Consider the following 23,094-nt stretch of genomic DNA (forward strand, 5'->3'; position numbering starts at 1 on the left):
GCATGACCGACACCAGCATCGCGAGCGAGAAGAACGCGTCCTTCTTCACCAAGCTCTACACCGGCACCGGCGCCTTCGACATCGTCGGCAAGCGCCGGAGGTACTACATCGCCACCGGCGTGATCATCGTGATCGCCATCCTGGGCATCCTGATCCCCGGCTTCAAGTTCAGCATCGACTTCGAGGGCGGCACCCAGATCCAGTTCCCGGTGGGCGACTCCCGGGTCGACACCGCCAAGGTCCGCGAGACGGTGCGCGAGGCGACGGGCGTGGAGCCCTCGGCCGTGCAGACCGCGGGTACCGGGGCCGCCCAGACCTACCAGGTCGCGCTGTCCGAGCTGGACAACAACCAGATCACCCAGGCGCGCAACGCGCTCTTCGAGGCCTTCCACCCGCCCGCGCAGGACGGCAAGCCGGCGGAGAACACGATCAGCTTCTCGGGGGTGAGTTCCACCTGGGGTGATCAGATCACGCAGCGCGGCCTGATCGCGCTCGCCGTCTTCCTCGTCCTCGTCACGATCTACATCGCGGTCCGCTTCCGCGAATGGGACATGGCGCTCGCCGCGCTCGCCTCCCTGTTCTTCGACGTGGTGGTCACGGCCGGCGTCTACGCCTGGTCGGGCTTCGAGGTCAGCCCGGCCACCGTGATCGGCCTGCTCACCATCCTCGGCTTCTCGCTGTACGACACGGTGGTCGTCTTCGACAAGGTCGCGGAGAACGTGCGCGGGGTGCTCAACACCGGCCGGCGCACCTACGGGGAGCAGGCGAACCTCGCCATCAACCAGACGCTCATGCGCTCGATCAACACCACCGTGATCTCGGCGCTGCCGATCATCGCGCTGATGGTCGTCGCCGCGGGCATGCTGGGCGTCGGAACGCTGATGGACCTGGGCCTGATCCAGTTGGTGGGCGTCCTGGTCGGCACCTACTCGTCGGTGTTCTTCGCCGCGCCGCTGCTGGTCTCGCTCAAGGAGCGGCGCCCGCAGTACCGGGCGCACAACGAGAAGGTGCTGGCCCGCCGTGCCCGCGCCGAGGCGGGCGAGGCCACGGACGCGGTGGCCGCAGCGGATCCGGGCGCCGTACGCCTCGATCGGGCCCCGGCCCGTCCGCAGTCCAAGCGCGGCCGTCGGCGTGACTGACGCGGCGCGCGCGGCGGTCGCCGCGCACACCCGGCACGTCGCCGGCTTCCCGGAGCCGGGCGTCGTCTTCGCGGACCTCACGCCCGTCTTCGCCGACGGTGCCGCGCTGGCCGCCGTCATCGACGCGCTCGCCGCGGCGGGCCGCGAGTCGGGTGGCGTGGCGGGTGGCGCGGCGGGCAGTGGGGGCGACGGTGCCGTCACCGTCGACCTGGTGGCAGGCCTCGACGCGCGGGGCTTCCTCCTGGGGTCCGGGGTGGCTCTGCGGCTGGGGGTGGGCATCCTCGCGGTGCGCAAGGCGGGCAAGCTCCCGCCGCCCGTGCTGCGGGAGGAGTACCAGCTCGAATACGGTTCGGCGGCGCTCGAGATCCCCGCGGAGGGGATCGCGCTCGAGGGCAAGCGGATCCTCGTCGTCGACGACGTTCTCGCGACCGGCGGCACCGTCGGGGCGGCGGTCGCGCTGCTGCGGCGCGCCGGGGCGATCGTCGATCGGGTGGCGGTCGTCCTGGAGCTCGAGGCGCTCGGCGGACGGGCTCGGCTCGAGCAATCGGCCGGCGGGGCCGTCACGGTGTCCGCGGTCTCGGTAGGCTGAATCCCTAGTCCAGTTCTTCCGTCCGGGCGGGGAGGCACCATGTCGTTGCAGTCGCAGGGGTCGGACACAGCGCGGACACCGGACGCGCCGGGTCAGCCGGGCGTGCCCCAGGAGACCACGGGGTCCACGACCCGCAGGGTCCGGGCCCGCCTGGCGCGCCGGATGACGGGCGCGCGCAATCATGTGCGGCCCGTGCTCGAGCCGCTGGTCGCGCTGCACCGGGAGGTGTATCCGAAGGCGGACGTGGCCCTCATCGAGCGGGCCTACGACGTCGCCGAGCAGCGCCACGCCTCGCAGATGCGCAAGTCGGGCGACCCGTACATCACGCATCCGCTGGCCGTCGCGACGATCCTCGCCGAGCTCGGGATGGACACGACCACCATCGTCGCGGCGTTGCTGCACGACACCGTCGAGGACACGGGCTACTCCCTCGAGCAGCTCACCGCGGAGTTCGGCTCCGAGGTCGCGCACCTGGTGGACGGCGTCACGAAGCTCGACAAGGTGGCACTCGGCAACGCCGCCGAGGCGGAGACCATCCGCAAGATGATCATCGCCATGGCCCGCGATCCGCGGGTGCTGGTGATCAAGGTCGCCGACCGGCTGCACAACATGCGCACCATGCGTTTCCTGCCGCCCGAGAAGCAGGCCCGCAAGTCCCGCGAGACGCTCGAGGTGATCGCGCCCCTCGCGCACCGGCTCGGCATGGCGACGGTCAAGTGGGAGCTGGAGGACTTGGCCTTCGCCATCCTGCACCCGAAGAAGTACGACGAGATCGTGCGGCTCGTGGCCGATCGGGCACCGTCGAGGGACACCTACCTGGCGGCCGTGCGCGCCGAGATCAACGGCGCCCTCGCGGTGCAGCGGATCGTCGCCGATGTGCAGGGCCGGCCGAAGCACTACTGGTCGATCTACCAGAAGATGATCGTCAAGGGCCGCGACTTCGACGACATCCACGACCTCGTCGGCGTGCGGATCCTGTGCGACGAGGTGCGGGACTGCTACGCGGCGGTGGGCGTGGTGCACTCGCTGTGGCAGCCGATGGCGGGCCGGTTCAAGGACTACATCGCCCAGCCGCGGTACGGGGTCTACCAGTCCCTGCACACCACCGTCATCGGTCCGGAGGGCAAGCCCCTGGAGGTGCAGATCCGCACCCGGGAGATGCACCGCACGGCCGAATTCGGCATCGCCGCGCACTGGCGCTACAAGGAGACCAAGGGCCGTAACGGCAAGGGCGGCACCGACACCGCCGAGGTCGACGACATGGCGTGGATGCGCCAGCTGCTCGACTGGCAGCGGGAGGCGGCGGATCCGGGGGAGTTCCTGGAGTCGCTGCGCTACGACCTGGCGGTCAAGGAGATCTTCGTCTTCACTCCGAAGGGCGATGTGATCACGTTGCCCGCGGGCAGCACTCCCGTCGATTTCGCCTACGCCGTGCACACCGAGGTCGGGCACCGCTGCATCGGCGCCCGGGTCAACGGCCGGCTGGTCGCCCTGGAGCGCAAGCTGGAGAACGGCGAGGTCGTCGAGGTCTTCACCAGTAAGGCCGAGAACGCGGGGCCGTCGCGCGACTGGCAGTCCTTCGTGGTCTCCCCGCGGGCCAAGGCCAAGATCCGGCAGTGGTTCGCCAAGGAGCGCCGCGAGGAGGCGCTGGAGAACGGCCGCGACGCCATCGCCAAGGAGGTGCGCCGTTCGGGCCTTCCGCTGCAACGCCTGACCAACGCGGAGTCGATGGCGGGCATCGCCAAGGAACTGCGCTACGCCGACGTCTCCGCGCTGTACACGGCGGTCGGCGAGCACCAGGTGTCCGCGCACACCGTCGTGCAGCGCATGCTCGAGCAGTTGGGCGGCATCGAGGAGGCCACGGAGGAGCTCGCGGAGCGCAGCACCCCGTCGACCATCTCGGGCCCGAGTACGTCGACCGACGTCGGGGTGCTCGTCACCGGGCAGCCGGGCGTGCTGGCGAAGCTCGCCAAGTGCTGCACGCCGGTGCCGGGCGACGAGATCGTCGGCTTCGTCACGCGCGGTGGCGGCGTGAGCGTGCACCGCACCGACTGCACCAACGTCGCGGAGCTGCGCAAGGAGCCGGAGCGCTTCCTCGACGTCAAGTGGGCGCCGTCGGCGTCGTCGGTCTTCCTCGTCGCGATCCAGGTGGAGGCGCTCGACCGGCACCGTCTGCTCTCGGACGTGACGAAGGTGCTCGCCGACGAGAAGGTCAACATCCTCTCCGCCTCGGTGACCACGTCCCGCGATCGGGTCGCGGTGTCGCGCTTCACCTTCGAGATGGGCGATCCGAAGCACCTCGGGCACGTGCTGAACGTGGTCCGCAACGTGGAGGGCGTCTACGACGTCTACCGCGTGACCTCGGCCCAGTGAACGACGAACGCCCCCGCCGATGGCGGGGGCGTTCGATCTGGCTCGGCTAGGACGCGAGCGCCATGGTGGTGATGTTCACCGGATCCTTGGGCTTGCCGTCGGTGACCGGCTTGTCGCCGGGCTTCGGAGCGGGCGCGCCGTCCTTGGCGACGATGCCCTTCTTCGCGATCTGCTGCAGCACGGTCAGGCCCGCGTCGTCCACCTTGCCGATCACGGCGTAGTTGGCCGGCAGCGTCGTGTCCTTGTAGACCAGGAAGAACTGGCTGGACCCGGTGTTGGTCGTCCCGGGCTGGCCGGTCATCGGATTGGCCTCGGTGTTCGCATTCGCGACGGCGATCGTGCCGGCCGGGTAGATCACGCTCGGGGTGGTCTGCATCGGGTTCGCGGCCCCGCCCGCCTTCTGCAGGAAGGAGGGCTTCTCGTCGGGCGAGGTCCAGTTCGGGCCGCCGCTGCCGGTCGCGGTCGGGTCACCGCACTGCAGGACGAACAGGTCGGTGGACCCGGCCTTGGGATCCGCCGGGCTGTTGACCTCGCGGTGGCAGGTGGTGCCGTCGAAGTACTTGGCCTGGATCAGCGTGACGAAGGTCTGCACGTTGCACGGCGCCTTCGACCGGTCGAGCTCGAAGCCGATCATGCCGGCGTTCGTGGTGATCGTGCCGGTGGCGGTCCCGGTGTTCGGAACGTCCTTGCCCTCGGGCTTGGCGACGCCCTCGTTCTTCGTCTTCAGCTTGTCCAGCGCGGGCAGCGACTTCTCCGCCTCGACGATCTGCTTCTCCACGGCGTCGATCTGGTCCTGCGCCGTCTTCTTCTGATCCGCGGGCAGCTTGTCCATGCCGGTCTTCTGCTGCGCGATCTGCTGCCGGGCCTTCGCGATGTTCTCCCGCAGTGACGCCCCCTGGTCGGGCCGGTCGGCGAAGTCGCAGCTCACGTGCAGGGAGTTGTACCGGTCCTCGGCACCGACCCGGAGGGGGGCCCTCGGCCCCTGCGGGAGCCAGATGTAGCACCCGGCGGCGACCAGCCCGAGCACGACGACGCCGGCGATCGCGCCGGCCTTGATCTTGCGCTTGCGGGCATCCGCTTCGCGCCGCTCGTTCTGCTTCGCGAGTTTCTCGCGAGCGGCCTGGCGACGCTCTTCATTGCTCGGCACGGTGTGACGACCTCCTCATTACCGACATCCGGCGGGCACGACTGATCGCCAAGTCTGCCAGCTAAACCTGATGGACGCCGTCACCGGGTCTGGTGCCACAATGGTCGGATGCTGATCACCGGATTCCCCGCGGGGGTGTTCCAGACCAACTGCTACGTCGTGGCAGCCGGTCCGGACTCCGACGCCGTCGTCATCGACCCCGGTCAGGACGCTGTCGGGCCCCTCAAGCAGCTCCTCGCCGAGCACCGCCTCAATCCGGTCGCGGTCCTGCTCACCCACGGTCACCTCGACCACACGTGGACCGCGCAGCCCTTCGCCGACGAGTACGGCATCCCGGTGTACATCCACGAGGGCGACCGGCCGATGCTCGCCGATCCCGCGGTCGGGATCGGCGCGGCGCTCGGCGCGATGATCGGCGACCAGGTCTTCGTCGAGCCGCAGAAGGTGATCGACCTGGTCGACGGCGAGCCCGTCGAACTCGCCGGCATCACCTTCGGCGTCGACCACGCGCCCGGCCACTCCGCGGGGTCGATCGTCTTCACCGTCGCTGCTCCCGCGGTCGACGGTGACGGGACCCCCGTCGAGGGCGAGACGGTCACCGTCGCCTTCGACGGTGACGTGCTCTTCCAGGGCTCGATCGGCCGGACGGACCTGCCGGGCGGCAGCCACGAGCGGCTCCTGCGCTCGATCGCCGAGAAGCTGTTGCCCCTGCGCGACGACACCGTCGTGCTGCCCGGGCACGGGCCGGCCACCACCATCGGACGGGAGCGCGCCGCGAACCCGTTCCTGCAGGGACTCACGGGCACCCAGACGCCCGGGGAGCGGAAAGGACGATACGGACTGTGAGCGCCGGTAGCTTCCAGGCACCGAAGGGCATCCCGGACTACATCCCGGTGCCGTCGGGGGAGAAGAACAGCTCGGCCGATTTCCTGGCCGTGCGCACCGCGCTGCTGCGCGCGACCGCGGAGGCGGGGTACGGCTACATCGAGCTGCCGATCTTCGAGGACACCACGCTCTTCGCCCGCGGCGTCGGCGAGTCGACGGATGTGGTCGCGAAGGAGATGTACACCTTCGCCGATCGCGGCGACCGGTCGGTGACGCTGCGCCCCGAGGGCACCGCGGGCGTCGTCCGCGCCGTGCTCCAGCACGGCCTGGACCGCGGCCAGTTGCCGGTCAAGGCCGCGTACGCCGGGCCCTTCTTCCGGTACGAGCGCCCTCAGGAGGGCCGCTACCGGCAGCTGCAGCAGGTGGGCATCGAGGCGATCGGCGTCGACGATCCCGCCCTCGACGCCGAGGTGATCGCGGTCGCGGACCGCGCCTACCGCAGTGTGGGCCTCGACGGCTTCCGGCTGGAGATCTCCTCGCTGGGGGATGCGACGTGCCGCCCGCAGTACCGCGAGAAGCTGCAGGAGTTCCTGTTCGCGCTCGACCTGGACGAGGAGACCCGGCGCCGCGCCGAGATCAACCCGCTGCGCGTGCTCGACGACAAGCGGCCCGAGGTGAAGGCGATGACCGCCGACGCGCCGCTCATGATCGACAACCTCACGCCGGAGCCGAAGGAGCACTTCGAGAAGGTGCTCGGCTACCTCGACGCGCTCGGCGTGCCCTATGTCGTGAACCCCCGCCTGGTGCGCGGCCTCGACTACTACACCAAGACCTGCTTCGAGTTCGTCCACGACGGTCTCGGTGCGCAGTCCGGCATCGGCGGCGGCGGCCGCTACGACGGCCTCGTCGAGCAGCTCGGCGGACGCGAGGGCGTCACCGGCGTCGGCTTCGGGCTAGGGGTCGACCGCACGCTGCTGGCCCTCGCGGCGGAGGGCAAGCGCGCGCCGTCGTCGCCCCGCGTCGTCGCCTTCGGGGTGCCGCTCGGCGATGCCGCGCGCGATGCGATGGTCCCGCTCCTGGGACGCCTGCGCCACGCCGGCGTCGCCGCCGACATGGCCTACGGCAATCGCGCGATGAAGGGCGCGATGAAGGCCGCGGATCGCTCCGGCGCCCGGTTCGCCCTGATTCTGGGCGATTCGGAGCTGGAGCAGGGCGTGGTGATGCTCAAGGATCTGGCGAAGGGTGAGCAGCGGGCGCTGCCACTCGATACCGTCGTGGACGTGATCGTGACGGAAAGCAACGAGAGCCCCGAGAGCGCAGGGTAGCGCCCGTGTCGTCGAGTCCCGCCGAGCCCGGCGCCCGCGATCCGCGGGAGCTGAGCGCGGAGGACGCCGTCGACGTGGATCTGATCCCGCCGCGGGTGGTGCTGCCGAAGGTGCGTCGGGCCCTGGGGGTGGGCCTGGCGGCGACGGTGCTCGTCGCCGTCGTGGTCGCCGTCCTGGCGGGGCCGGGGTGGGGGATCGCGGTGCTGATCGCGGGCGCCGCGCCGGGCCTCGGTGGCTATCTCGGTGTCGCGCGGCGCCGGGTGGTGCTGGACCACCGGGTGCTCACGCACCGCACCCTGCGCACGCGGCGGATGAATCTGATGGCCGCCGACGAGGTCGATCTGGTCGCCGAGGTGGCCCGGTTCGCGCAGGTCTCGCTGCGCCTGCGGCACGGCCGGACGACGGTGCGGCTGCCGGTCGCCCTGTACGAGGACTCGGTCCGGGGCCGCGTGCGCGGACGGGAGCTGCCGATGCTCGGCACCCGGCGGCTCGCGGAGGCGCTCGATCGCCATCGCGACTCCGACGTGCGCGATGTCGCGCGAGTGCTCGCGGAGCAGGCGCGGGCGCAGGCATCGTCGACCCCGATGCGGGACAGGCCCCTGTTCCGGGCCGCGGGGATCGCCCGGGAGGTCGGCGGCTCCGAGGAGCTGGTCTTCACGGCCGCCGAGGTCGACGAGATCGCCCGCCCGCCCTGGTAGGCGCGCCGCGTTCGAATACTTGACTACCCTCGAACAAAATGTTCGACTAGGGATGTGCGATGGGATGGTCAGCTGCTGAGCGAAGCCGGCTCGGGCGTGCGTGCGCTGCCCGGCCTCGAGGGACTCGGGCGCACGGTCACGACGCCGGAGTTCGAGGGCATCACCTTCCACGAGGTGCTGTGCAAGAGCGCGTTGAACAAGGTGCCCGAGTCGTCGGCGCTGCCCTTCACCTGGACGGTCAATCCGTATCGCGGGTGCACCCACGCCTGCACCTACTGCTTCGCCCGGTCCAGCCACGAGTACCTGGAGTTCGACGCCGGGGGCGATTTCGACAACCAGATCGTGGTCAAGACGAACCTGGTCTCGGTGCTCAAGAAGGAGCTGCGCCGGGCGTCGTGGCGGGGTGAGCCGGTGGCGCTCGGCACGAACACGGACCCCTACCAGCGGGCGGAGGGCCGGTACCGGCTGATGCCGGGCGTGATCGGCGCCCTGGCGGGCGCGGGCTCGCCGATCTCGGTCCTCACCAAGGGCACGCTCCTGCGCCGCGACCTTCCGCTGCTCGCCACGGCGGCCACCAGGGTTCCGGTCCAGCTGTCGGTGTCCTTGGCGTTGCTCGATCCGGAACTCCAGCGATCGCTCGAGCCGGGAGCGCCCAAGCCGGAGGCGCGGTTGGACCTGATCCGTGCCATCGCCGATGCGGGCTTCGAGTGCCATGTCATGGTCGCGCCGGTCGTCCCGTACCTCACCGACGATGCGGCGTCGCTGCGTGCCCTCTTCGCGGCCCTCGCCGAGGCGGGCGCCGCCAGCGCCTCCGTGATGGCGCTCAACCTCACGGGACGGTACCGGGACTGGTTCCTCGGCTGGCTCTCCGAGAATCATCCGATGCTGGTGCGCCGCTACCGGCAGCTCTACGGCTCCACCGGCCGGGTCTCGGCGGAGTACCGCGCGCATCTGCGGGCCCGCGTCACGCCGATGCTGGAGGAGTTCGGGCTGGTGCGGTTGGAGGATCCGTACGCGAGCCCGCCGCAGCGCGTCCCGCGCACGCCCCGGATCCACGGCGCCGCCGCGCCGGATCTGCAGGAGGCGCTCTTCTAGACAGGTGCGTAACCGCTGAGTTACGCTTCTCGGGTGAGCGCCTTCGCAGCCATCGCCGACCCGGTGCGTCGCCGGATCGTGGTCCTGCTCAGCGGTGCTCCGATGACCGCGGGGCGGATCGCTGCGGAGTTCGACATCAGCCGCCCGGCCGTGAGTAGGCACCTGCGGGTACTCCGCGAGTCGGGCCTCGTCGAGGCGGATCGCGGAGGCGCGGATCGCGAGGACCGGGAACGCGGCGACGCCGACGGACGCGAGCGGACCTACGTCCTGCGGCCGGACGCTCTCGACGAGGTCGACGACTGGCTGGCGCGGGTGCGCGGACCTGCGCGCCTGGCCGGATTGCTCGCCTCGCCCGCGCTGGAGACCGAGGTGCATCGCGCACGGCGCGACCGCGCGCGCAGCCGGGGCGACGGCGATGACATTGAAGCGACCGGAGACGCCGATCGCACATGGGAACGGGGTACGGCATGACCAAGCAGGCGACGGGACGCGTGGAGGCCACCGGCGGCGGACGCGACCTGATACTCGAGCGCTACTTCGACGCCGGCGTCGACGAGGTGTGGGCGTCGATCACCGAGCCGGACCGGACCGCGCGCTGGTTCGGCGCGTGGACGGGCGAGCCGGGCGTCGGTTCGGTGGTGCAGGTGACGCTGGGTTTCGAGGAGGGTGCGCCGGTGATCCCGATGACCATCACCGTCTGCGAGCCGCCCCGCCGGCTCGGCGTGCGCGCGACCGACGAGTACGGCGAGTGGAACCTCGAGGCGTTCGTCGAGCCCGACGGTGACCGCACCCGCCTGACCTTCGTCCATCACCTCGACGATGCTGCGAATGCCGCCGAAGTCGGACCGGGCTGGGAGTACTACCTCGACGCGCTCGTTGCCGCCGAGAAGGGCGATGCCGCACCGGATTTCGACGACTACTTCCCGGCGATGGCGGAGCACTACACGGGCGGCTGACGGGCCCGCCGTGGCGCCACTAATGAAAATGATTACTATTAGTGGCATGCCTACCTCCGCCCCGCTCCCCGTCACCGTCCTCTCCGGCTTCCTCGGCGCCGGCAAGACCACCCTGCTCAACCACCTCCTCACCAACCGCGAGGGTCTGCGCATCGCCGTGATCGTCAACGACATGAGCGAGGTGAACGTCGATGCCGCGCTGGTCGACCTCGGCGGTTTCGACCGCACCGAGGAGAAGCTCGTCGAACTGAGCAACGGCTGCATCTGCTGCACCCTGCGCGAGGACCTGGTCGACGCCGTCGGTGCCATCGCCCGGCAGCGCACGCCCGACGGGGAGCCGCGCTTCGATCACCTCGTGATCGAGTCCACGGGTATCTCCGAGCCGATGCCGGTGGCAGCGACCTTCGATTGGACCTTCGACGACGGCAGCCGCCTCGGCGACGTCGCCGCACTGGACACGATGGTCACCGTCGTCGATGCCAGCACCTTCCTCGGCGAGATCGCGCGGGGATCGAGCCTCGCCCAGCGGGGCATGGGAGCGGCGGCGGGCGACGAGCGGTCGATAGCCGACCTCCTGATCGATCAGGTCGAATTCGCCGACGTCGTGCTGATCAGCAAGCTCGACCTGGTCTCCGCGGCGGCGGCCGGTGCCGTCGAGGCGACGGTGCGCCGGCTCAACCCGCGCGCCCGGGTCCGTCCGCTCCGGCGCGGCGAGATCGCCGTGTCCGAGGTGATCGGCACGGGTCTGTTCGACCACGACGCCGCGTCGGCGGTCGCGGGCTGGGACGACGAGGTGATCGGCGGGCATGTGCCCGAGACCGAGGAGTACGGCATCTCCTCGACGGCGTACCGCGCAGACCGGCCCTTCCACCCGCAGCGGCTCCTGGAGTCCCTCGGCGAGGTGCGCGCCGTACTCCGGAGCAAGGGGTTCTGCTGGATCGCGAGCCGCCCCGACCTCGTCGGAGTGTGGTCGCAGGCCGGGCCGAACCTCACCATCGAGCCCGCCGCGTACTGGTCGCAGGTCGACGGTGTGCCGCAGCAGGAGCTGGTCTTCATCGGTGTGCGGCTCGACGCCGATCGGATGCGCGCCCTGCTCGACCGTGCGCTGCTCACCGACGACGAGGTCGCCGAGGGGCCGGAGGCCTGGGTTCGCTACCCGGACCGGCTACCGGCGTGGAACGTGCCCGCGCATCATCACTGACGCGCGAGGGCGGCGCGCGCGGCGTCGGCGGCCGCCGCGGCCACCGTCGGGATCAGGGACAAGCGCGTGCGCCGTTCGAGCAGGTCCGCAGGCGTGACCGCGCCCTCCGCCAGGGCGCCGAAGACCAACTCGGCCCCGGTGACCTCGGTGCCCTCGGCGACGGGCGCCGCGAGGGCCGGGTCCGCCGCAGCCAGGGCGGCGACCACGGGGGCCTCGGTGCCGTACGCGCGGACCAGCCGCTCCGGCGCGTCGATCCGGCGCAGCTCGGCCCGCGGTGCCGCGCCGACGAGCGGCAGCGTCCGGGTGACGCACGGCCCGGCTGTGAGGCCCGCTGCGGAGAGCGCGGCGTCAACCGCGTCCTCCGCCATCCTCCGGTACGTCGTGAGCTTGCCGCCGACGACCGTCACGAGGCCGTCGGCCCGGGTGAGGACCGCGTGCTTGCGCGAGACGTCCGCGGTCTGCCCGGCGCCCGAGTCCAGGAGGGGGCGCAGGCCGGCGAACGTGCCGACCACGTCGGCGCGGGTCAGGGGGCTCTCCAGTGCGAGGTTCACGGTCGCGAGCAGGAAGTCGATCTCGTCGTCCGAGGGCGTCGGGACGTCGGGCAGGGGGCCGTCGGCCTCCTCGTCGGTCAGCCCCACGTACACCCGCCCGTCCGGCTGTGGCAGCGCGAAGACGTACCGGCCGAAGGAGCCGGGCACGGGCACAGTCAGGCCGGCGGTGAGGCCGCCGAAAGATTCCTGCCGGAAGACGAGGTGCGTGCCGCGGCTCGGCCGGAGCGTCACCGTGGGGTCGACGGTGCCCGACCAGACGCCCGTCGCGTTGATCACGGTCTTCGCGCGGAAGGTGAACGAGCGGCCGGTGAGCTCGTCCGTCACCGTCGCGGCGGTGCCGGTGACCTGCGACGCGGCGCAGTGGGTGAGGATCGTGGCCCCGTGCGCCGCTGCCGTGCGCGCGATCCCGACGGTGAGTCGGGCGTCATCGGTGAGCTGTCCGTCCCAGTTGAGCAGGCCGCCGCGCAGCCCCGCCCGCCGGACGGTGGGTGCCATGGCGGCCACCTCCTCGGCCGGGATCCGGCGCGACCGGGCGAGCTCCGACGAGGGCGTCCCCGCCGTGCGGCGCAGCACGTCGCCGGCGAGGAAGCCGATGCGGGTGAGGGCGGCGTCCCGTCGGGAGAGGTCGCCGAGCAGGGGCACCACCTGGGCCAGGGGCCGAGTGAGGTGCGGTGCGACGGTGCGGATCAGGGCGTCGCGCTCGACGGCGCTCTCGTGCGCGATCCCGACGGCGCCGGACGCGAGGTAGCGCAGGCCGCCGTGCACGAGCTTGCTCGACCAGCGGCTCGTCCCGAAGGCCAGGTCGTGCTTCTCGACCAGCGCCACGCTCAGGCCGCGACTCGCGGCGTCGAGCGCGACGCCGGTGCCGGTGACGCCGCCGCCGATCACGAGCAGGTCGACGGCGGGGTCGGCCTCCAGCGCGGCGAGGTCTGCCGAGCGGCGCGCGGCGGACAGCCGCGAGGCGGAGGGGAGCGAGTCGAGCGCGGCGATCACGGCTTGAGGTACCGGTCGATGAGGTCGAAGAGCTGCGCGTCCAGCAGGTCGGCCGACGGGGTGAAGACGGGGCCCGTCAGCGCCGACGACCACGCCAGTTGCAACACCACCGCGGCGAGTTCGGCGGGCTCTCCGGCACGGATGCTGCCGTCGGCCTGGCCGGCGATGATGCCGGTGGTGAGCGCCTCGAGCTGCGCGCGTGAGGTGCGGCCCGTGCGGTGCAGCAAGTAGGGCATGAGGAACTCGGGATCGAGCTCGACGATGCGCCGCAGGAGGGGGTGCGAGCGCGCCGCGGCGGTCACGTGCGCGACGGTGCGGGCCATGGTCTCGCGGCCGGTGGCACCGTCGAACAGGCCGACCGAGGTGAGCGCGGCGACGAACTCGCGGGTGGTGACGGCGGCGGCGAGGGCCTGCACGTTGGGGTAGCGCCGGTAGAGCGTCGCGCGCGAGACCTGGGCGGTGCGGGCGACGTCGGCCATCGTGGTCCGGCGGATGCCGATGGTCGACATCAGATCGCGCGCGGCGTCCAGGATGTGCTCGTCGTCGACGGCGTTGGCCGGGCCCCGGGTCGCCGCACCACGGGGATTGAGATCCTGCGACATCATGTGTACAAATGTATCATGATTTCGTCCGAGGTTGATCTCCCCGTCGTCGCTTTCGAGCCCGGGCGCTGGGGCGATCCGGCCAACCCCATGCACCTGTCCGATTCGGTGCTCGGCGCGCTCACCATGCTCGGCATCGACGGCGGCCCGGGCGAGCCTGAGCAGCCCTTCCTGATGCCCTCCCGGGTATCCGGTCGCGCGCTCTCCGCTCTGCAGAAGACGGGTGTGACGGTCGCCACCGATGACGCTACCCGGCTCGGCCACCTGCGCGGCTTCTCCACGCCGGACCTGCTGAAGTTCCGCGCGGGCGACACCGCCGACGCGCCGGACGTCGTGGTCACCCCGTCGACCGCGGAGCACGTGGCCGAGGTCCTCGCCGTGTGCGCCGCCAAGGACCTCACGCTCAGCCCGTTCGCGGGCGGCACCTCCGTGACCGGCGGCCTCGCGCCGGAGCGGAGCAAGCCCGTCGTGGCGCTCGACCTGCGCGGCCTCACCGGCCTGATCGACCTCGACGTGGTCTCGCAGGTCGCCACCCTCGCCGCCGGCACCCGCCTGCCCGAGGCGGAGCGGCTCCTCGCCGAGCAGGGCTTCGAGCTGGGCCACTTCCCCCAGTCCTACGAGGGCGCCACCGTCGGCGGCTGCGCCGTGACCCGCTCGGCCGGGCAGTCCTCCATCGGTTACGGCCGGTTCGACGAGATGGTCGTCGGGCTCACCGTCGCGACGCCGCAGGGGGTCGCGGAGATCGGCACCGCCCCGAAGTCGGCGGCCGGGCCGGACCTGCGGCACCTCTTCCTCGGCTCCGAGGGCGCGTTCGGCGTGGTCACCGCGGTGCGCGTCCGCGTGCACCCGGTTCCGGCGGTCCGCCGGTTCTACGGCTGGCGCTTCCCCGACTTCGTCGCCGGCGCGCATGCGATGCGCGTGCTCGCCCAGGGCTCGGTCCGCCCGACGGTGCTGCGCCTGTCCGACGAGGCCGAGACCGGCCTGAACCTGGCGAACCCCGGCGCCGCGGGCCAGGCCGCGGTGGGCGGCTGCCTCATGGTGGTCGGCTTCGAGGGCGACGAGCCCGATGTCGACTGCCGCGACGGCTACGTCTCGGCGCGCCTCGTCGAGCTCGGTGGCGAGTTCCTCGGCGAGGAAACCGGCGAGGCCTGGCGCGCAGGCCGGTTCCGCGGCCCCTACCTGCGCGATCCGCTGCTCGACGCGGGCGCGCTGGTCGAGACGCTCGAGACCGTGACCTTCTGGTCCAACCTCGACCGGCTCAAGGCCGACGTGACCGCCGCGCTCACCGGCGCGCTCGGCGAGCAGGGCACGCCCGCCGTCGTGATGTGCCACATCTCGCACGTCTACCCGACCGGCGCCTCGCTGTACTTCACCGTCATCTGCAAGGCGCTGGAGGATCCGCTCGCGCAGTGGGGCGCCGCCAAGGCCGCCGCGAACGCCGCGATCCGCGCGGCCGGCGCGTCGATCACGCACCACCACGCCGTCGGGACCGACCACCGCGCCACCTACCTGGAGGAGATCGGCGACGTGCAGGTGACGGCGCTGCGCGCGGTCAAGGCCGCCCTCGACCCGCAGGGCGTGCTCAACCCCGGGATCCTGCTCCCGTGAGCGGCGCGGATGTCGTCGCGATCCTCAACCCGATCTCGGGCGGCGGGGTCGCGCGTACGCGGTGGGCGGCCGTCGCCGCGGAACTCGCCCGTCGGGACGTGGTGACCGCGGTCGTGGAGTCCACGTCGGGCGCCGACGCCCGGCGGCGAGCCGAGGAGGCCGCAGCCTCCGGTGCGCTGACCGTCGCCGTCGGTGGAGACGGCCAGATCCGCGAGGTCGCCACCGGCGTGCTCCGCGTGCCCGGCGCGCCCATGGGCATCGTCACGGCCGGCCGCGGCAACGACATGGCCCGCCACCTGCGCCTGCCGGACGAGCCGTCGGCCATCGCCGACGTCCTCACCGACGGCCGCCGCGCCGACCTCGACATCCTGACCATCGGCGACGAGGTCGCCGTCGGCAACGTCTACGTGGGCCTCGACTCCGTGGCCACGGAGCTCATCAACCGGCTCCGCTGGATGGGGCCGCTCGCGTATCGGCTCGCGCCGGCGATCGCGGCGCTGCGCTGGAAGCCCGCCGGCTTCCGCATCGAGGTCGACGGTGCCGTCCACTCCGGTCCGGTGCACATGGTGGTCATCGCCAACTCGGGTTGGTACGGCAGCGGCCTGCACATGGTCCCCGCCGCCTCGTCCGGTAACGGCCGCATCGACGTCCTCGCCGTCGACGGTGCCGGCAACAAGCTCAAGCTGATCGGCGCGATGGGGGAGGCGAAGACGGGCCGGCACGTCGCCCGGCCCGAGGTCCTCACCTTCAGCGGCCAGGAGGTCGTCGTCTCCGCCGATCGCCCCATCCCCGTCCATGCCGACGGCGACTACCTGCAGGAACTGCCCGTCACCGTTCGCATCAGGAAGGCCGTGCTCCCGGTCCTCGTGCCCCGCTGAGCCGGGGTGCGAGGACCTCGGCGCCTCAGAGCCGGCCGGGGGCAACATCTTTCGAAGCGTTCTGCGATGCGAATCGACTTGGGTCCAAGGGGCTAGCGCAACACCCAGTCTGAAGGGTGATGCGTTGTGTATCTGCGTGGGCGTGAAGGTGAGTTCTGGGAGGGGATTCGGCGGGAGTTGCCGGTCGCTGAGGCGGCTGTCGCTGCGGGTGTGTCGGACAGCACCGCCCGTAAGTGGTTCCGGCAGTGTGGTGGTGTGAAGCCAGCTGTTCGTGTCCCGTGTCGTGGTTCTTACCAGCGGTTATCGTTCGCCGAGCGGGAGGAGATCGCGTTGCTGAGGGCCGAGAAGGTCGGGGTCAACGAGATCGCGCGGCGGCTGGATCGGGCACCGAGCACGATTAGTCGTGAACTGCGGCGGCTGGGGACGGCGTCGACGTTCGTCAAGGACAAGGAGTACGTCTACCCGGCGCGGTATCGCGCGTCGACCGCGCAGCGGCGGGCCGAAGCTGCCGCGCATCGTGACACCCCGACGAAGTTGGCGGCCTGCCCGCGGCTGCGTGAGGTGGTGCAGCAGTGGCTGACGAGCAACTACAGTCCGGAGCAGATCTCCCACCGGCTGCGGGTGGAGTTTCCCGATGATCCGGAGATGCGCGTGTCTGACGAGACGATCTACAAGGCTCTGTATGTGCAGGGTCGCGGTGAGCTCAAACGGGAGTTGACCAGGCATCTTCGCACCGGCAGAACGATGCGCAAGCCGCATCGCACCACGGAACGACGCCGGTTCATCCAGGAGATGGTCAACATCAGCGAACGCCCGAAAGCGGTCGAGGATCGAGCGATCCCCGGCGACTGGGAAGGCGATCTGATCCTCGGGTCGACCGAGTCGGGGTCGGCGATCGGCACGCTCGTCGAGCGTGCGACCGGCTTCGTGATGCTGCTGCACCTTCCCGGCGACCACAGCGCGGATACCGTCGCGGCGGCGATGATCGCCAAGATCACCGCGCTGCCCGAGCACTTGCGACGGAGCGTGACGTGGGATCAAGGCGCGGAGATGGCCCACCATCAGTCGATCGCCGCCGCCACAGGCGTGGACATCTACTTCTGCGATCCCCATTCTCCGTGGCAGCGTGGGACGAACGAGAACACGAATGGTCTTCTCCGCCAGTACTTTCCCAAAGGCGCCGACCTCTCCAAGTGGGGGCCGGGATACCTCGACCTCGTGGCTGCCGAACTGAACGGCCGGCCCCGCAAACGCCTCAACTGGCGCACGCCATCCGAGGCGCTCGACCAGCTACTATCGGACCTGGCCGCTTAGTGTTGCGCTAGCCCATTGGATCCGCCCGACGGATTCGTCGCAGAACGCTTCGAAAGATGTCGTGCTCTGTGCGTATCTCGGCCGCGCTACCGATGCGGCAGCTCTAAACGATCGCGGCGCGCAGGGTGTCCAGTCCCATGCCGCCGAGGGCGAGGGCGTCGCGGTGGAAGTCCCTCAGCGACGACCCCGGGCGCGCGGCGAGGTAGGCGTCGCGGGTCTGCTGCCAGACGCGCTGGCCCACGGAGTACGACGGTGCCTGCCCCGGCCAACCGAGGTAGCGGTGGTACTCGAAGCGCAGCTGCTCGTCGGACATGGCGACGTGCGAGCGCAGGAACGCCCAGCCCTTGTCGTAGGTCCACGCGCCGCCGCCCACCTCTGCGGGCGCCTCGAAGCCGCAGTGCACACCGATGTCCAGTACGACGCGGGCGGCGCGCAGCCGCTGCGAGTCGAGCATGCCCATGAGGTCACCGTCGTCGCCCAAGAAGCCCAGGTCGCGCATGAGCCGCTCGGCGTACAGCGCCCAGCCCTCGCCGTGGCCCGACGTGAACGAGTACAGCTTGCGCCAGCGGTTGAGCGGCGCGATCACGGCCTGCCCGATCTGCAGGTGATGGCCGGGCACGCCCTCGTGATAGACGGTGGTCCTCTCCTGCCAGGTGTGGAACTCGGTGACGCCGTGCGGCACCGACCACCACATCGCGCCGGGCCGGGTCAGGTCCGCCGACGGCCCGGTGTAGTAGATGCCGCCGCTGCTGCTGGGTGCGATCCGGCAGTCCAGGTGATGCAGCGGCGCGGGGATGTCGAAGTGGGTACCCGCGAGGGCCGCGACGGACTCGTCGGAGGTGCGCTGCATCCACTCGCGGAGCGCGTCGGTGCCGTGCAGGGTGTACCGGGGCTCGGTGTCGAGCCTGGTCAGCGTCTCGGCGACCGTCGCGCCCGGGTACAGCCGTTCCGCGACCTCCTGCTGCTCCGCCACGATCGACGCCAGGAGTTCCTGCCCCCAGGCGTACGTCTCCTCGAGATCGACGGCGGTGCCCAGGAAGAGGCGCGAGTACAGCGGATACACCTCGCGGCCGACGCCGAGGCCGCCGGGCCGGTCCACCGGGACGGACGTGGGCGCGATCTCCGTCTCGAGGACCTCCGCGTAGCGGGCGAAGGCCGCTGTGATCTCGTCCGTCAGGGTCGACGGTGCCTCCTCCGCCGTCCGCGCCGCGTTCGCCACGACCTGTCCGCCCGCCTCCCGCGCCTGCGCGAGCACCTCGCGGACCTGGAGTTCGGCGAAGGGCCAGGACCCGTCCGCGAGCCGGGCACGCAGACCGGAGATCGCCGATTCGACGGCCGCCGGGACGGCTGCGAGCCGGGCGGCGAGGCGCGGGTCACCGTCGGGCATGAGGTCGAAGACGTCCCGGATCGCCTGGAGCGGGGAGGCGATCACGTTGAGATCGCCGACGGTGCGCCCGGCCTCGGCGAGCTCGACCTCCACGCCGAGCCGCTCGCGCAGCGCGTCCGCGGTCACCCGATCGGCGTCGGATCGGGGCGTGAGCGTCGCGAGTTCGGCGAGCGTCTCGCGTGCGACCGCGGTGCGGGCGGCGACGCCGGAGGGGGAGAAGTCGGTGAGGCGGTCGTCGAAGTCGGTGATGCCGACCGCGGTGGCTTCGATCGGGTCGACCTCCGCGAGTCGTAGCGCCAGACGATCCGCCAGTGCATCGATCGGGGTGCCCGCAGGGGTGGAGTCAGCCATGCGCCCAGCCTATGCGCGCGCTCGTTGAACGAGCGCCATCGGACCCGCGCGGAGGCGAATCACCGATCATCGTGGATAGAGACGGTCGAGTTCTCGCTTGAACGCCGTGAGTATCGTGCTGGATTCGTCGGACGCCGGACGTTCGGGGTGGACCGGTGCGTCGGCTTCTGCCGGTTGACTCGGTCCCACCTCTGCGAAGCTGACATGACTGGTTGCGTGCCGTGTATCGACAGTGTCGGCGACGATGCGCGCCATGCCGAGTAGCTTCTTGCTCTTGCTGACCTCCTCTTGCGCGGCTGCGGCATCCTTTTTCGCCGCTGCTGCATCGGCTTGGGCGACTTTGACCGCGCTCCGGCTGACGCGTGTGCCGAACAGCCAGCCGGCGCCGGTGAACACGATGGCTTCGAAGCCGCCGTAGATGTACATGTAGCGTGACCACACCGTCTCGGTCGCGCTGGCGTCGTCAGCCCAGGTCATGAGCAGGATGGAGACCACGACGAAGACCACGATCAGGGTGACGGCGACGCCGAGAACGACCGGTGATGTCCTGGTGGGTCCGGGAGGCGGATCCGCGGCGTGACCGGTTGTCGGTTCTTCGTTCGGAGTTCGGTCGGTCATGACGGCTCCTCGGTGCTGAACCAGATGGGAGTCGACACGTTACGCGCGATCGCGGCGCCGTGTGCGGCACGTCGCGTGCCCGGTGAATCCTCGGCTTAGACGGCACACGAAGCCAGATATGGCCTTGTGTGGGCTCTGAGCCGTGGATTCACGACGCCCGGTCCGGCGCCTTCTTCATCGTCGCCGCGTTCACGCCGTTCACGGTGACGAGGCCGATGAAGCAGAGGATCCAGAACGCCGGCACACCCCAATGGTGGTGGTGCGAGAGTTCGTAGGTCTCCTTGAGTGCGATGAGGAACGCGCCGGAGGCGACGGCCAGCCAGGCCCAGGCGACGGAGAAGAAGTGCCACAGGCCCCGTCGTTGCTCGGGCGTGAGCTTCTCACGCACCTCCGCGATGTACCTGGCCTGCCGGCGCCGGGTCAGGTACAGCGCCAACGGCGGGAGCAGCCACCACCAGCGCGAGAGCCGTACGGGCGGCAGGGCCGCGTCCGGAATCGCCCGGATGCTGCGCAGCTCAGCGGCCTCCGCCTCCAGTTCGAGCCGGGCCTGGATGAGTGGACCCGCGAAGAGGAGCCAGCCGCCGAAGAACGCGGCCCAGCGGATGAACGTCTCGAGCATCGAATCGCCGGATCAGATGGTGCCGGTGAAGGTGTTGCACTGCTTCATGTCGCCCGTCTTGTAGCCCTGGGAGAACCACTTCACGCGCTGCGCCGAGGTGCCGTGCGAGAACGACTCCGGATTCGGGTTGCGACCCGCGTTGCGCTGGATCGTGTCGTCACCGATGGCCTGGGCCGTCTGGATCGCGCCCGCGATGTCCTGCTGGGTGAGCGGCTTGAGCATCGCGTCCGCGCCCTTGTCCGCCTTCGACGCCCACACACCCGCGTAGCAATCGGCCTGCAGCTCGACGCGGACCGAGCCGCCCTGCGCGCCGCTGCCCTGCTGCGCCTTCTTGATGTCATCGAGCAGCGTCTGGATGTGGTGACCCCACTCGTGCGCGACGACGTACTCCTGCGCGAACGGCGCGTTCGAGCCGCCCATCTTCTTGAGCACGCGCTCCATGAAGTCCAGCTGGAACACCGCCCAGTGGTCCGCGGGGCAGTAGAACGGCCCGGTGTCGGCACTGGCGACGCCGCACGCGGTGTTGATGGCCTGCGCATCCGTGGGCATGATCTTCAGCGCCGCGGGCTTCTGGTAACCGCGGACGAGCGTCGCCCAGACCTTGTCCAGGGAGTTCGACGTCGCGACGATGCGGCAGGTGGTGTTCTTGTTCGCGTCCGCGCCCGTCTTGCACGCGGCGATGTCGCGCTTGACCTGTTCCGCGCCGGCGGAGAGGCCCTGTCCGGCACCCGGCTGCGCCGGCTGCTGCGTGACGCCGCCGGTGCTGCCGGTCAGGAAGTAGATGATCAGGCCGATCACGACGGTGCCGATGCCGCCGCCACCGATGACCATGCCGCGGCCCATTCCGCCGCCGCCACCACCTGCGCTCGCACCGCTGGAGTCGATAGAACTGTCGTCCCTGAAGGTCATGCCCAACAGCTTTCCACGAGACGGGTGTCCACGGGTGTAACAGTTCCCCGTAGCATGTCCACGGTCGTGATTCTCGTCGAAAGGACACCCGAAAGTGCTGCGCACCCACCTGGCCGGATCGTTGCGTGCGGAGGATGCCGGCACCGTCGTCACCCTCGCGGGTTGGGTGGCGCGGCGGCGTGACCACGGCGGAGTCATCTTCATCGACCTGCGCGACAGCTCCGGCGTCGCCCAGGTCGTCTTCCGTGAGTCGGACGTCGCCGAGCAGGCGCACCGCCTGCGCTCCGAGTACTGCGTGCTGGTGACCGGCACCGTCGAGAAGCGGCCCGAGGGCAGCGAGAACCCGAACCTGCCGTCGGGCGCGATCGAGGTCAACGTCACCGAGCTCGCGGTGCTCAACGAATCCGCGCCGCTGCCCTTCCAGCTCGACGAGGAGCCGGGCGAGGAGGCGCGACTGAAGTACCGCTACCTGGACCTGCGCCGCGAGGGCCCCGCCGCCGCGATCAAGCTCCGCAGCCAGGCCAACGCCGTGGCGCGCAACATCCTCGCGCTCAACGACTTCACCGAGATCGAGACGCCCACGCTCACCCGGTCCACCCCTGAGGGCGCGCGCGACTTCCTCGTGCCCGCGCGGCTGCGGCCCGGCACCTTCTACGCTCTGCCGCAGAGCCCGCAGCTGTTCAAGCAGCTGCTCATGGTCGCCGGCATGGAGCGGTACTACCAGATCGCGCGCTGCTACCGGGACGAGGACTTCCGCGCCGACCGGCAGCCCGAGTTCACCCAGCTCGACATCGAGATGAGCTTCGTGGACCAGGAGGACGTGATCGCCCTCGGCGAGCAGATCGTCAAGGGGCTGTGGGCGCTGATCGGGCACGAGATCCCGACCCCGATCCCGCGCCTGACCTACGCGGAGGCGATGCGCCGCTTCGGCTCCGACAAGCCGGACCTGCGCTTCGGGCTCGAGCTGGTCGAGTGCACCGAGTACTTCAAGGACACCCCGTTCCGCGTCTTCCAGTCGCAGTACGTGGGCGCCGTCGTCATGCCGGGCGGCGCGAGCCAGCCCCGTCGCCAGCTCGACGCGTGGCAGGAGTGGGCCAAGCAGCGCGGGGCCCGGGGCCTGGCGTACGTCCTCATCGGCGAGAACGGCGAGCTGACCGGCCCCGTCGCCAAGAACCTGTCGGACGACGAGCGGGCCGGCCTCGCCGCGCACGTCGGCGCCCAGCCGGGCGACTGCGTCTTCTTCGCCGCAGGCCCCACCAAGCAGATGCGCGCCCTGCTCGGTGCCGCGCGCGGCGAGATCGCCGAGAAGCTCGGTCTCATCAAGGACGGTGACTGGGCCTTCACCTGGGTGGTCGACGCCCCGCTGTTCGAGCCCGCCGACGACGCGACCGCCTCGGGCGACGTGGCCGTGGGTGACGGTGCCTGGACGGCCGTGCACCACGCCTTCACCAGCCCCAAGCCGGAGTCGGTCGACACCTTCGACACCGACCCGGGCAGCGCCCTGGCGTACGCCTACGACATCGTCTGCAACGGCAACGAGATCGGCGGCGGCTCCATCCGTATCCACCGCCGCGACGTGCAGGAACGGGTCTTCGCGGTGATGGGCATCGACGAGGAGCAGGCCCGCGAGAAGTTCGGCTTCCTGCTCGACGCCTTCTCCTACGGCGCCCCGCCGCACGGCGGCATCGCCTTCGGCTGGGACCGCGTGGTCTCGCTGCTCGCCGGCGCTCCGTCGATCCGCGAGGTCATCGCGTTCCCGAAGTCGGGCGGCGGCGTCGACCCGCTGACCGACGCGCCCGCGGCGATCACGGTGCAGCAGCGCCGCGAGTCGGGTATGGACGCCAAGCCCAAGAAGGCCGAGCCGGCCGCCGCGGACCGGGCCGCAGAACAGAAGTAGCCGGTGCGGCACAGGCGGG

General features: G+C 70.8%; 21 protein-coding genes. 14 read left to right on the plus strand and 7 right to left on the minus strand.

Annotated features, from left to right (window positions below):
- The first annotated feature begins 2 nt into the window (after nucleotides 1–2).
- From secF to AC21LY_RS06185, 3 genes are read left to right on the plus strand one after another with little or no spacing between them, the layout of a single operon-like run.
- A complete protein-coding gene (secF, locus tag AC21LY_RS06175; protein WP_489045470.1) occupies nucleotides 3–1,139 on the plus strand; it encodes a protein translocase subunit SecF in 1,137 nt (378 codons plus the stop codon).
- A complete protein-coding gene (locus AC21LY_RS06180; RefSeq protein WP_489045471.1) occupies nucleotides 1,132–1,728 on the plus strand; it encodes an adenine phosphoribosyltransferase in 597 nt (198 codons plus the stop codon). Before secF ends, AC21LY_RS06180 begins: the two co-directional genes overlap by 8 nt.
- 39 nt (nucleotides 1,729–1,767) lie before the next feature.
- On the plus strand, nucleotides 1,768–4,101 hold the full coding sequence (locus AC21LY_RS06185) for a RelA/SpoT family protein (protein ID WP_489045472.1): 2,334 nt from the start codon (nucleotides 1,768–1,770) through the stop codon (nucleotides 4,099–4,101).
- Nucleotides 4,102–4,147: 46 nt separating this feature from the next.
- Here AC21LY_RS06185 and AC21LY_RS06190 read toward each other — a convergent pair whose 3' ends face one another.
- Nucleotides 4,148–5,248: a peptidylprolyl isomerase gene (locus AC21LY_RS06190; protein ID WP_489045473.1), complete on the minus strand. Its 1,101-nt coding sequence runs from the start codon at nucleotides 5,246–5,248 to the stop codon at nucleotides 4,148–4,150.
- 108 nt (nucleotides 5,249–5,356) lie between these two features.
- Here AC21LY_RS06190 and AC21LY_RS06195 point away from each other — a divergent pair, with 108 nt between their 5' ends.
- From AC21LY_RS06195 to AC21LY_RS06225, 7 genes are read left to right on the plus strand one after another with little or no spacing between them, the layout of a single operon-like run.
- Nucleotides 5,357–6,094, plus strand: a complete 738-nt coding sequence (locus AC21LY_RS06195; RefSeq protein ID WP_489045474.1) for an MBL fold metallo-hydrolase — start codon at nucleotides 5,357–5,359, stop codon at nucleotides 6,092–6,094.
- A complete protein-coding gene (gene hisS, locus AC21LY_RS06200) occupies nucleotides 6,091–7,398 on the plus strand; it encodes a histidine--tRNA ligase (protein ID WP_489045475.1) in 1,308 nt (435 codons plus the stop codon). The genes AC21LY_RS06195 and hisS overlap by 4 nt, the downstream gene beginning before the upstream one ends.
- A 5-nt stretch (nucleotides 7,399–7,403) precedes the next feature.
- Nucleotides 7,404–8,096 (plus strand): hypothetical protein, encoded by a 693-nt coding sequence (locus tag AC21LY_RS06205; protein ID WP_489045476.1) that lies wholly within the window; start codon nucleotides 7,404–7,406, stop codon nucleotides 8,094–8,096.
- 54 nt (nucleotides 8,097–8,150) lie between these two features.
- On the plus strand, nucleotides 8,151–9,191 hold the full coding sequence (locus AC21LY_RS06210; protein WP_489045477.1) for an Rv2578c family radical SAM protein: 1,041 nt from the start codon (nucleotides 8,151–8,153) through the stop codon (nucleotides 9,189–9,191).
- Nucleotides 9,192–9,224: 33 nt separating this feature from the next.
- A complete protein-coding gene (locus AC21LY_RS06215) occupies nucleotides 9,225–9,662 on the plus strand; it encodes an ArsR/SmtB family transcription factor (RefSeq protein ID WP_489045478.1) in 438 nt (145 codons plus the stop codon).
- Entirely contained in the window at nucleotides 9,659–10,147 is a 489-nt protein-coding gene (locus AC21LY_RS06220; RefSeq protein ID WP_489045479.1) for an SRPBCC family protein, read from the plus strand. Before AC21LY_RS06215 ends, AC21LY_RS06220 begins: the two co-directional genes overlap by 4 nt.
- Before the next feature lie 46 nt (nucleotides 10,148–10,193).
- A complete protein-coding gene (locus AC21LY_RS06225) occupies nucleotides 10,194–11,348 on the plus strand; it encodes a GTP-binding protein (protein ID WP_489045480.1) in 1,155 nt (384 codons plus the stop codon).
- On the opposite strand, the gene AC21LY_RS06230 is transcribed toward AC21LY_RS06225, so the two are convergent.
- Both AC21LY_RS06230 and AC21LY_RS06235 read right to left on the minus strand, forming a co-directional pair.
- Entirely contained in the window at nucleotides 11,342–12,892 is a 1,551-nt protein-coding gene (locus tag AC21LY_RS06230; protein ID WP_489045481.1) for a glycerol-3-phosphate dehydrogenase/oxidase, read from the minus strand. The genes AC21LY_RS06225 and AC21LY_RS06230 overlap by 7 nt on opposite strands.
- Nucleotides 12,889–13,497, minus strand: coding sequence for a TetR/AcrR family transcriptional regulator (locus tag AC21LY_RS06235; protein ID WP_489045482.1), 609 nt, complete (start codon nucleotides 13,495–13,497; stop codon nucleotides 12,889–12,891). The genes AC21LY_RS06230 and AC21LY_RS06235 overlap by 4 nt, the downstream gene beginning before the upstream one ends.
- A gap of 15 nt (nucleotides 13,498–13,512) precedes the next feature.
- On the opposite strand from AC21LY_RS06235, the gene AC21LY_RS06240 reads away from it, so the two are divergent.
- The 3 genes from AC21LY_RS06240 to AC21LY_RS06250 all read left to right on the plus strand — a co-directional run bounded on the left by AC21LY_RS06240 (nucleotide 13,513) and on the right by AC21LY_RS06250 (nucleotide 17,294).
- Nucleotides 13,513–15,102 (plus strand): FAD-binding oxidoreductase, encoded by a 1,590-nt coding sequence (locus tag AC21LY_RS06240; RefSeq protein ID WP_489045483.1) that lies wholly within the window; start codon nucleotides 13,513–13,515, stop codon nucleotides 15,100–15,102.
- On the plus strand, nucleotides 15,099–15,980 hold the full coding sequence (locus AC21LY_RS06245) for a diacylglycerol/lipid kinase family protein (RefSeq protein ID WP_489045484.1): 882 nt from the start codon (nucleotides 15,099–15,101) through the stop codon (nucleotides 15,978–15,980). The genes AC21LY_RS06240 and AC21LY_RS06245 overlap by 4 nt, the downstream gene beginning before the upstream one ends.
- Nucleotides 15,981–16,106: 126 nt before the next feature.
- Nucleotides 16,107–17,294 (plus strand): IS30 family transposase, encoded by a 1,188-nt coding sequence (locus AC21LY_RS06250; RefSeq protein WP_489045485.1) that lies wholly within the window; start codon nucleotides 16,107–16,109, stop codon nucleotides 17,292–17,294.
- 103 nt (nucleotides 17,295–17,397) lie between these two features.
- Here AC21LY_RS06250 and AC21LY_RS06255 read toward each other — a convergent pair whose 3' ends face one another.
- From AC21LY_RS06255 to ypfJ, 4 genes are all read right to left on the minus strand, one after another.
- Nucleotides 17,398–19,032: a DUF885 domain-containing protein gene (locus AC21LY_RS06255; RefSeq protein ID WP_489045486.1), complete on the minus strand. Its 1,635-nt coding sequence runs from the start codon at nucleotides 19,030–19,032 to the stop codon at nucleotides 17,398–17,400.
- 66 nt (nucleotides 19,033–19,098) lie between these two features.
- Complete coding sequence (locus AC21LY_RS06260) at nucleotides 19,099–19,650, minus strand: hypothetical protein (RefSeq protein WP_489045487.1); 552 nt, start codon at nucleotides 19,648–19,650, stop codon at nucleotides 19,099–19,101.
- A 148-nt stretch (nucleotides 19,651–19,798) separates the two neighbouring features.
- Nucleotides 19,799–20,269 carry a hypothetical protein gene (locus AC21LY_RS06265; RefSeq protein WP_489045488.1) on the minus strand — a complete coding sequence of 157 codons (471 nt, stop codon included), beginning with the start codon at nucleotides 20,267–20,269 and terminating at the stop codon, nucleotides 19,799–19,801.
- Nucleotides 20,270–20,281: 12 nt separating this feature from the next.
- Nucleotides 20,282–21,178, minus strand: coding sequence for a KPN_02809 family neutral zinc metallopeptidase (ypfJ, locus tag AC21LY_RS06270; protein ID WP_489045489.1), 897 nt, complete (start codon nucleotides 21,176–21,178; stop codon nucleotides 20,282–20,284).
- A 94-nt stretch (nucleotides 21,179–21,272) separates the two neighbouring features.
- Between ypfJ and aspS the strand changes: the two genes are divergently transcribed.
- Entirely contained in the window at nucleotides 21,273–23,075 is a 1,803-nt protein-coding gene (gene aspS, locus AC21LY_RS06275; RefSeq protein ID WP_489045490.1) for an aspartate--tRNA ligase, read from the plus strand.
- Nucleotides 23,076–23,094 lie beyond the last annotated feature (19 nt).

Source organism: Tsukamurella sp. II2bb (assembly GCF_057815145.1).

Coding starts and splice junctions, on each gene's coding strand:
- ypfJ (WP_489045489.1), bottom strand. CDS start 21,178: ATGACCTTCAGGGACGACAGTTCTATCGACTCCAGCGGTGCGAGCGCA.
- AC21LY_RS06265 (WP_489045488.1), bottom strand. CDS start 20,269: ATGCTCGAGACGTTCATCCGCTGGGCCGCGTTCTTCGGCGGCTGGCTC.
- AC21LY_RS06235 (WP_489045482.1), bottom strand. CDS start 13,497: ATGATGTCGCAGGATCTCAATCCCCGTGGTGCGGCGACCCGGGGCCCG.
- AC21LY_RS06255 (WP_489045486.1), bottom strand. CDS start 19,032: ATGGCTGACTCCACCCCTGCGGGCACCCCGATCGATGCACTGGCGGAT.
- AC21LY_RS06185 (WP_489045472.1), top strand. CDS start 1,768: ATGTCGTTGCAGTCGCAGGGGTCGGACACAGCGCGGACACCGGACGCG.
- AC21LY_RS06220 (WP_489045479.1), top strand. CDS start 9,659: ATGACCAAGCAGGCGACGGGACGCGTGGAGGCCACCGGCGGCGGACGC.
- AC21LY_RS06225 (WP_489045480.1), top strand. CDS start 10,194: ATGCCTACCTCCGCCCCGCTCCCCGTCACCGTCCTCTCCGGCTTCCTC.
- AC21LY_RS06260 (WP_489045487.1), bottom strand. CDS start 19,650: ATGACCGACCGAACTCCGAACGAAGAACCGACAACCGGTCACGCCGCG.
- AC21LY_RS06240 (WP_489045483.1), top strand. CDS start 13,513: ATGATTTCGTCCGAGGTTGATCTCCCCGTCGTCGCTTTCGAGCCCGGG.
- secF (WP_489045470.1), top strand. CDS start 3: ATGACCGACACCAGCATCGCGAGCGAGAAGAACGCGTCCTTCTTCACC.
- AC21LY_RS06195 (WP_489045474.1), top strand. CDS start 5,357: ATGCTGATCACCGGATTCCCCGCGGGGGTGTTCCAGACCAACTGCTAC.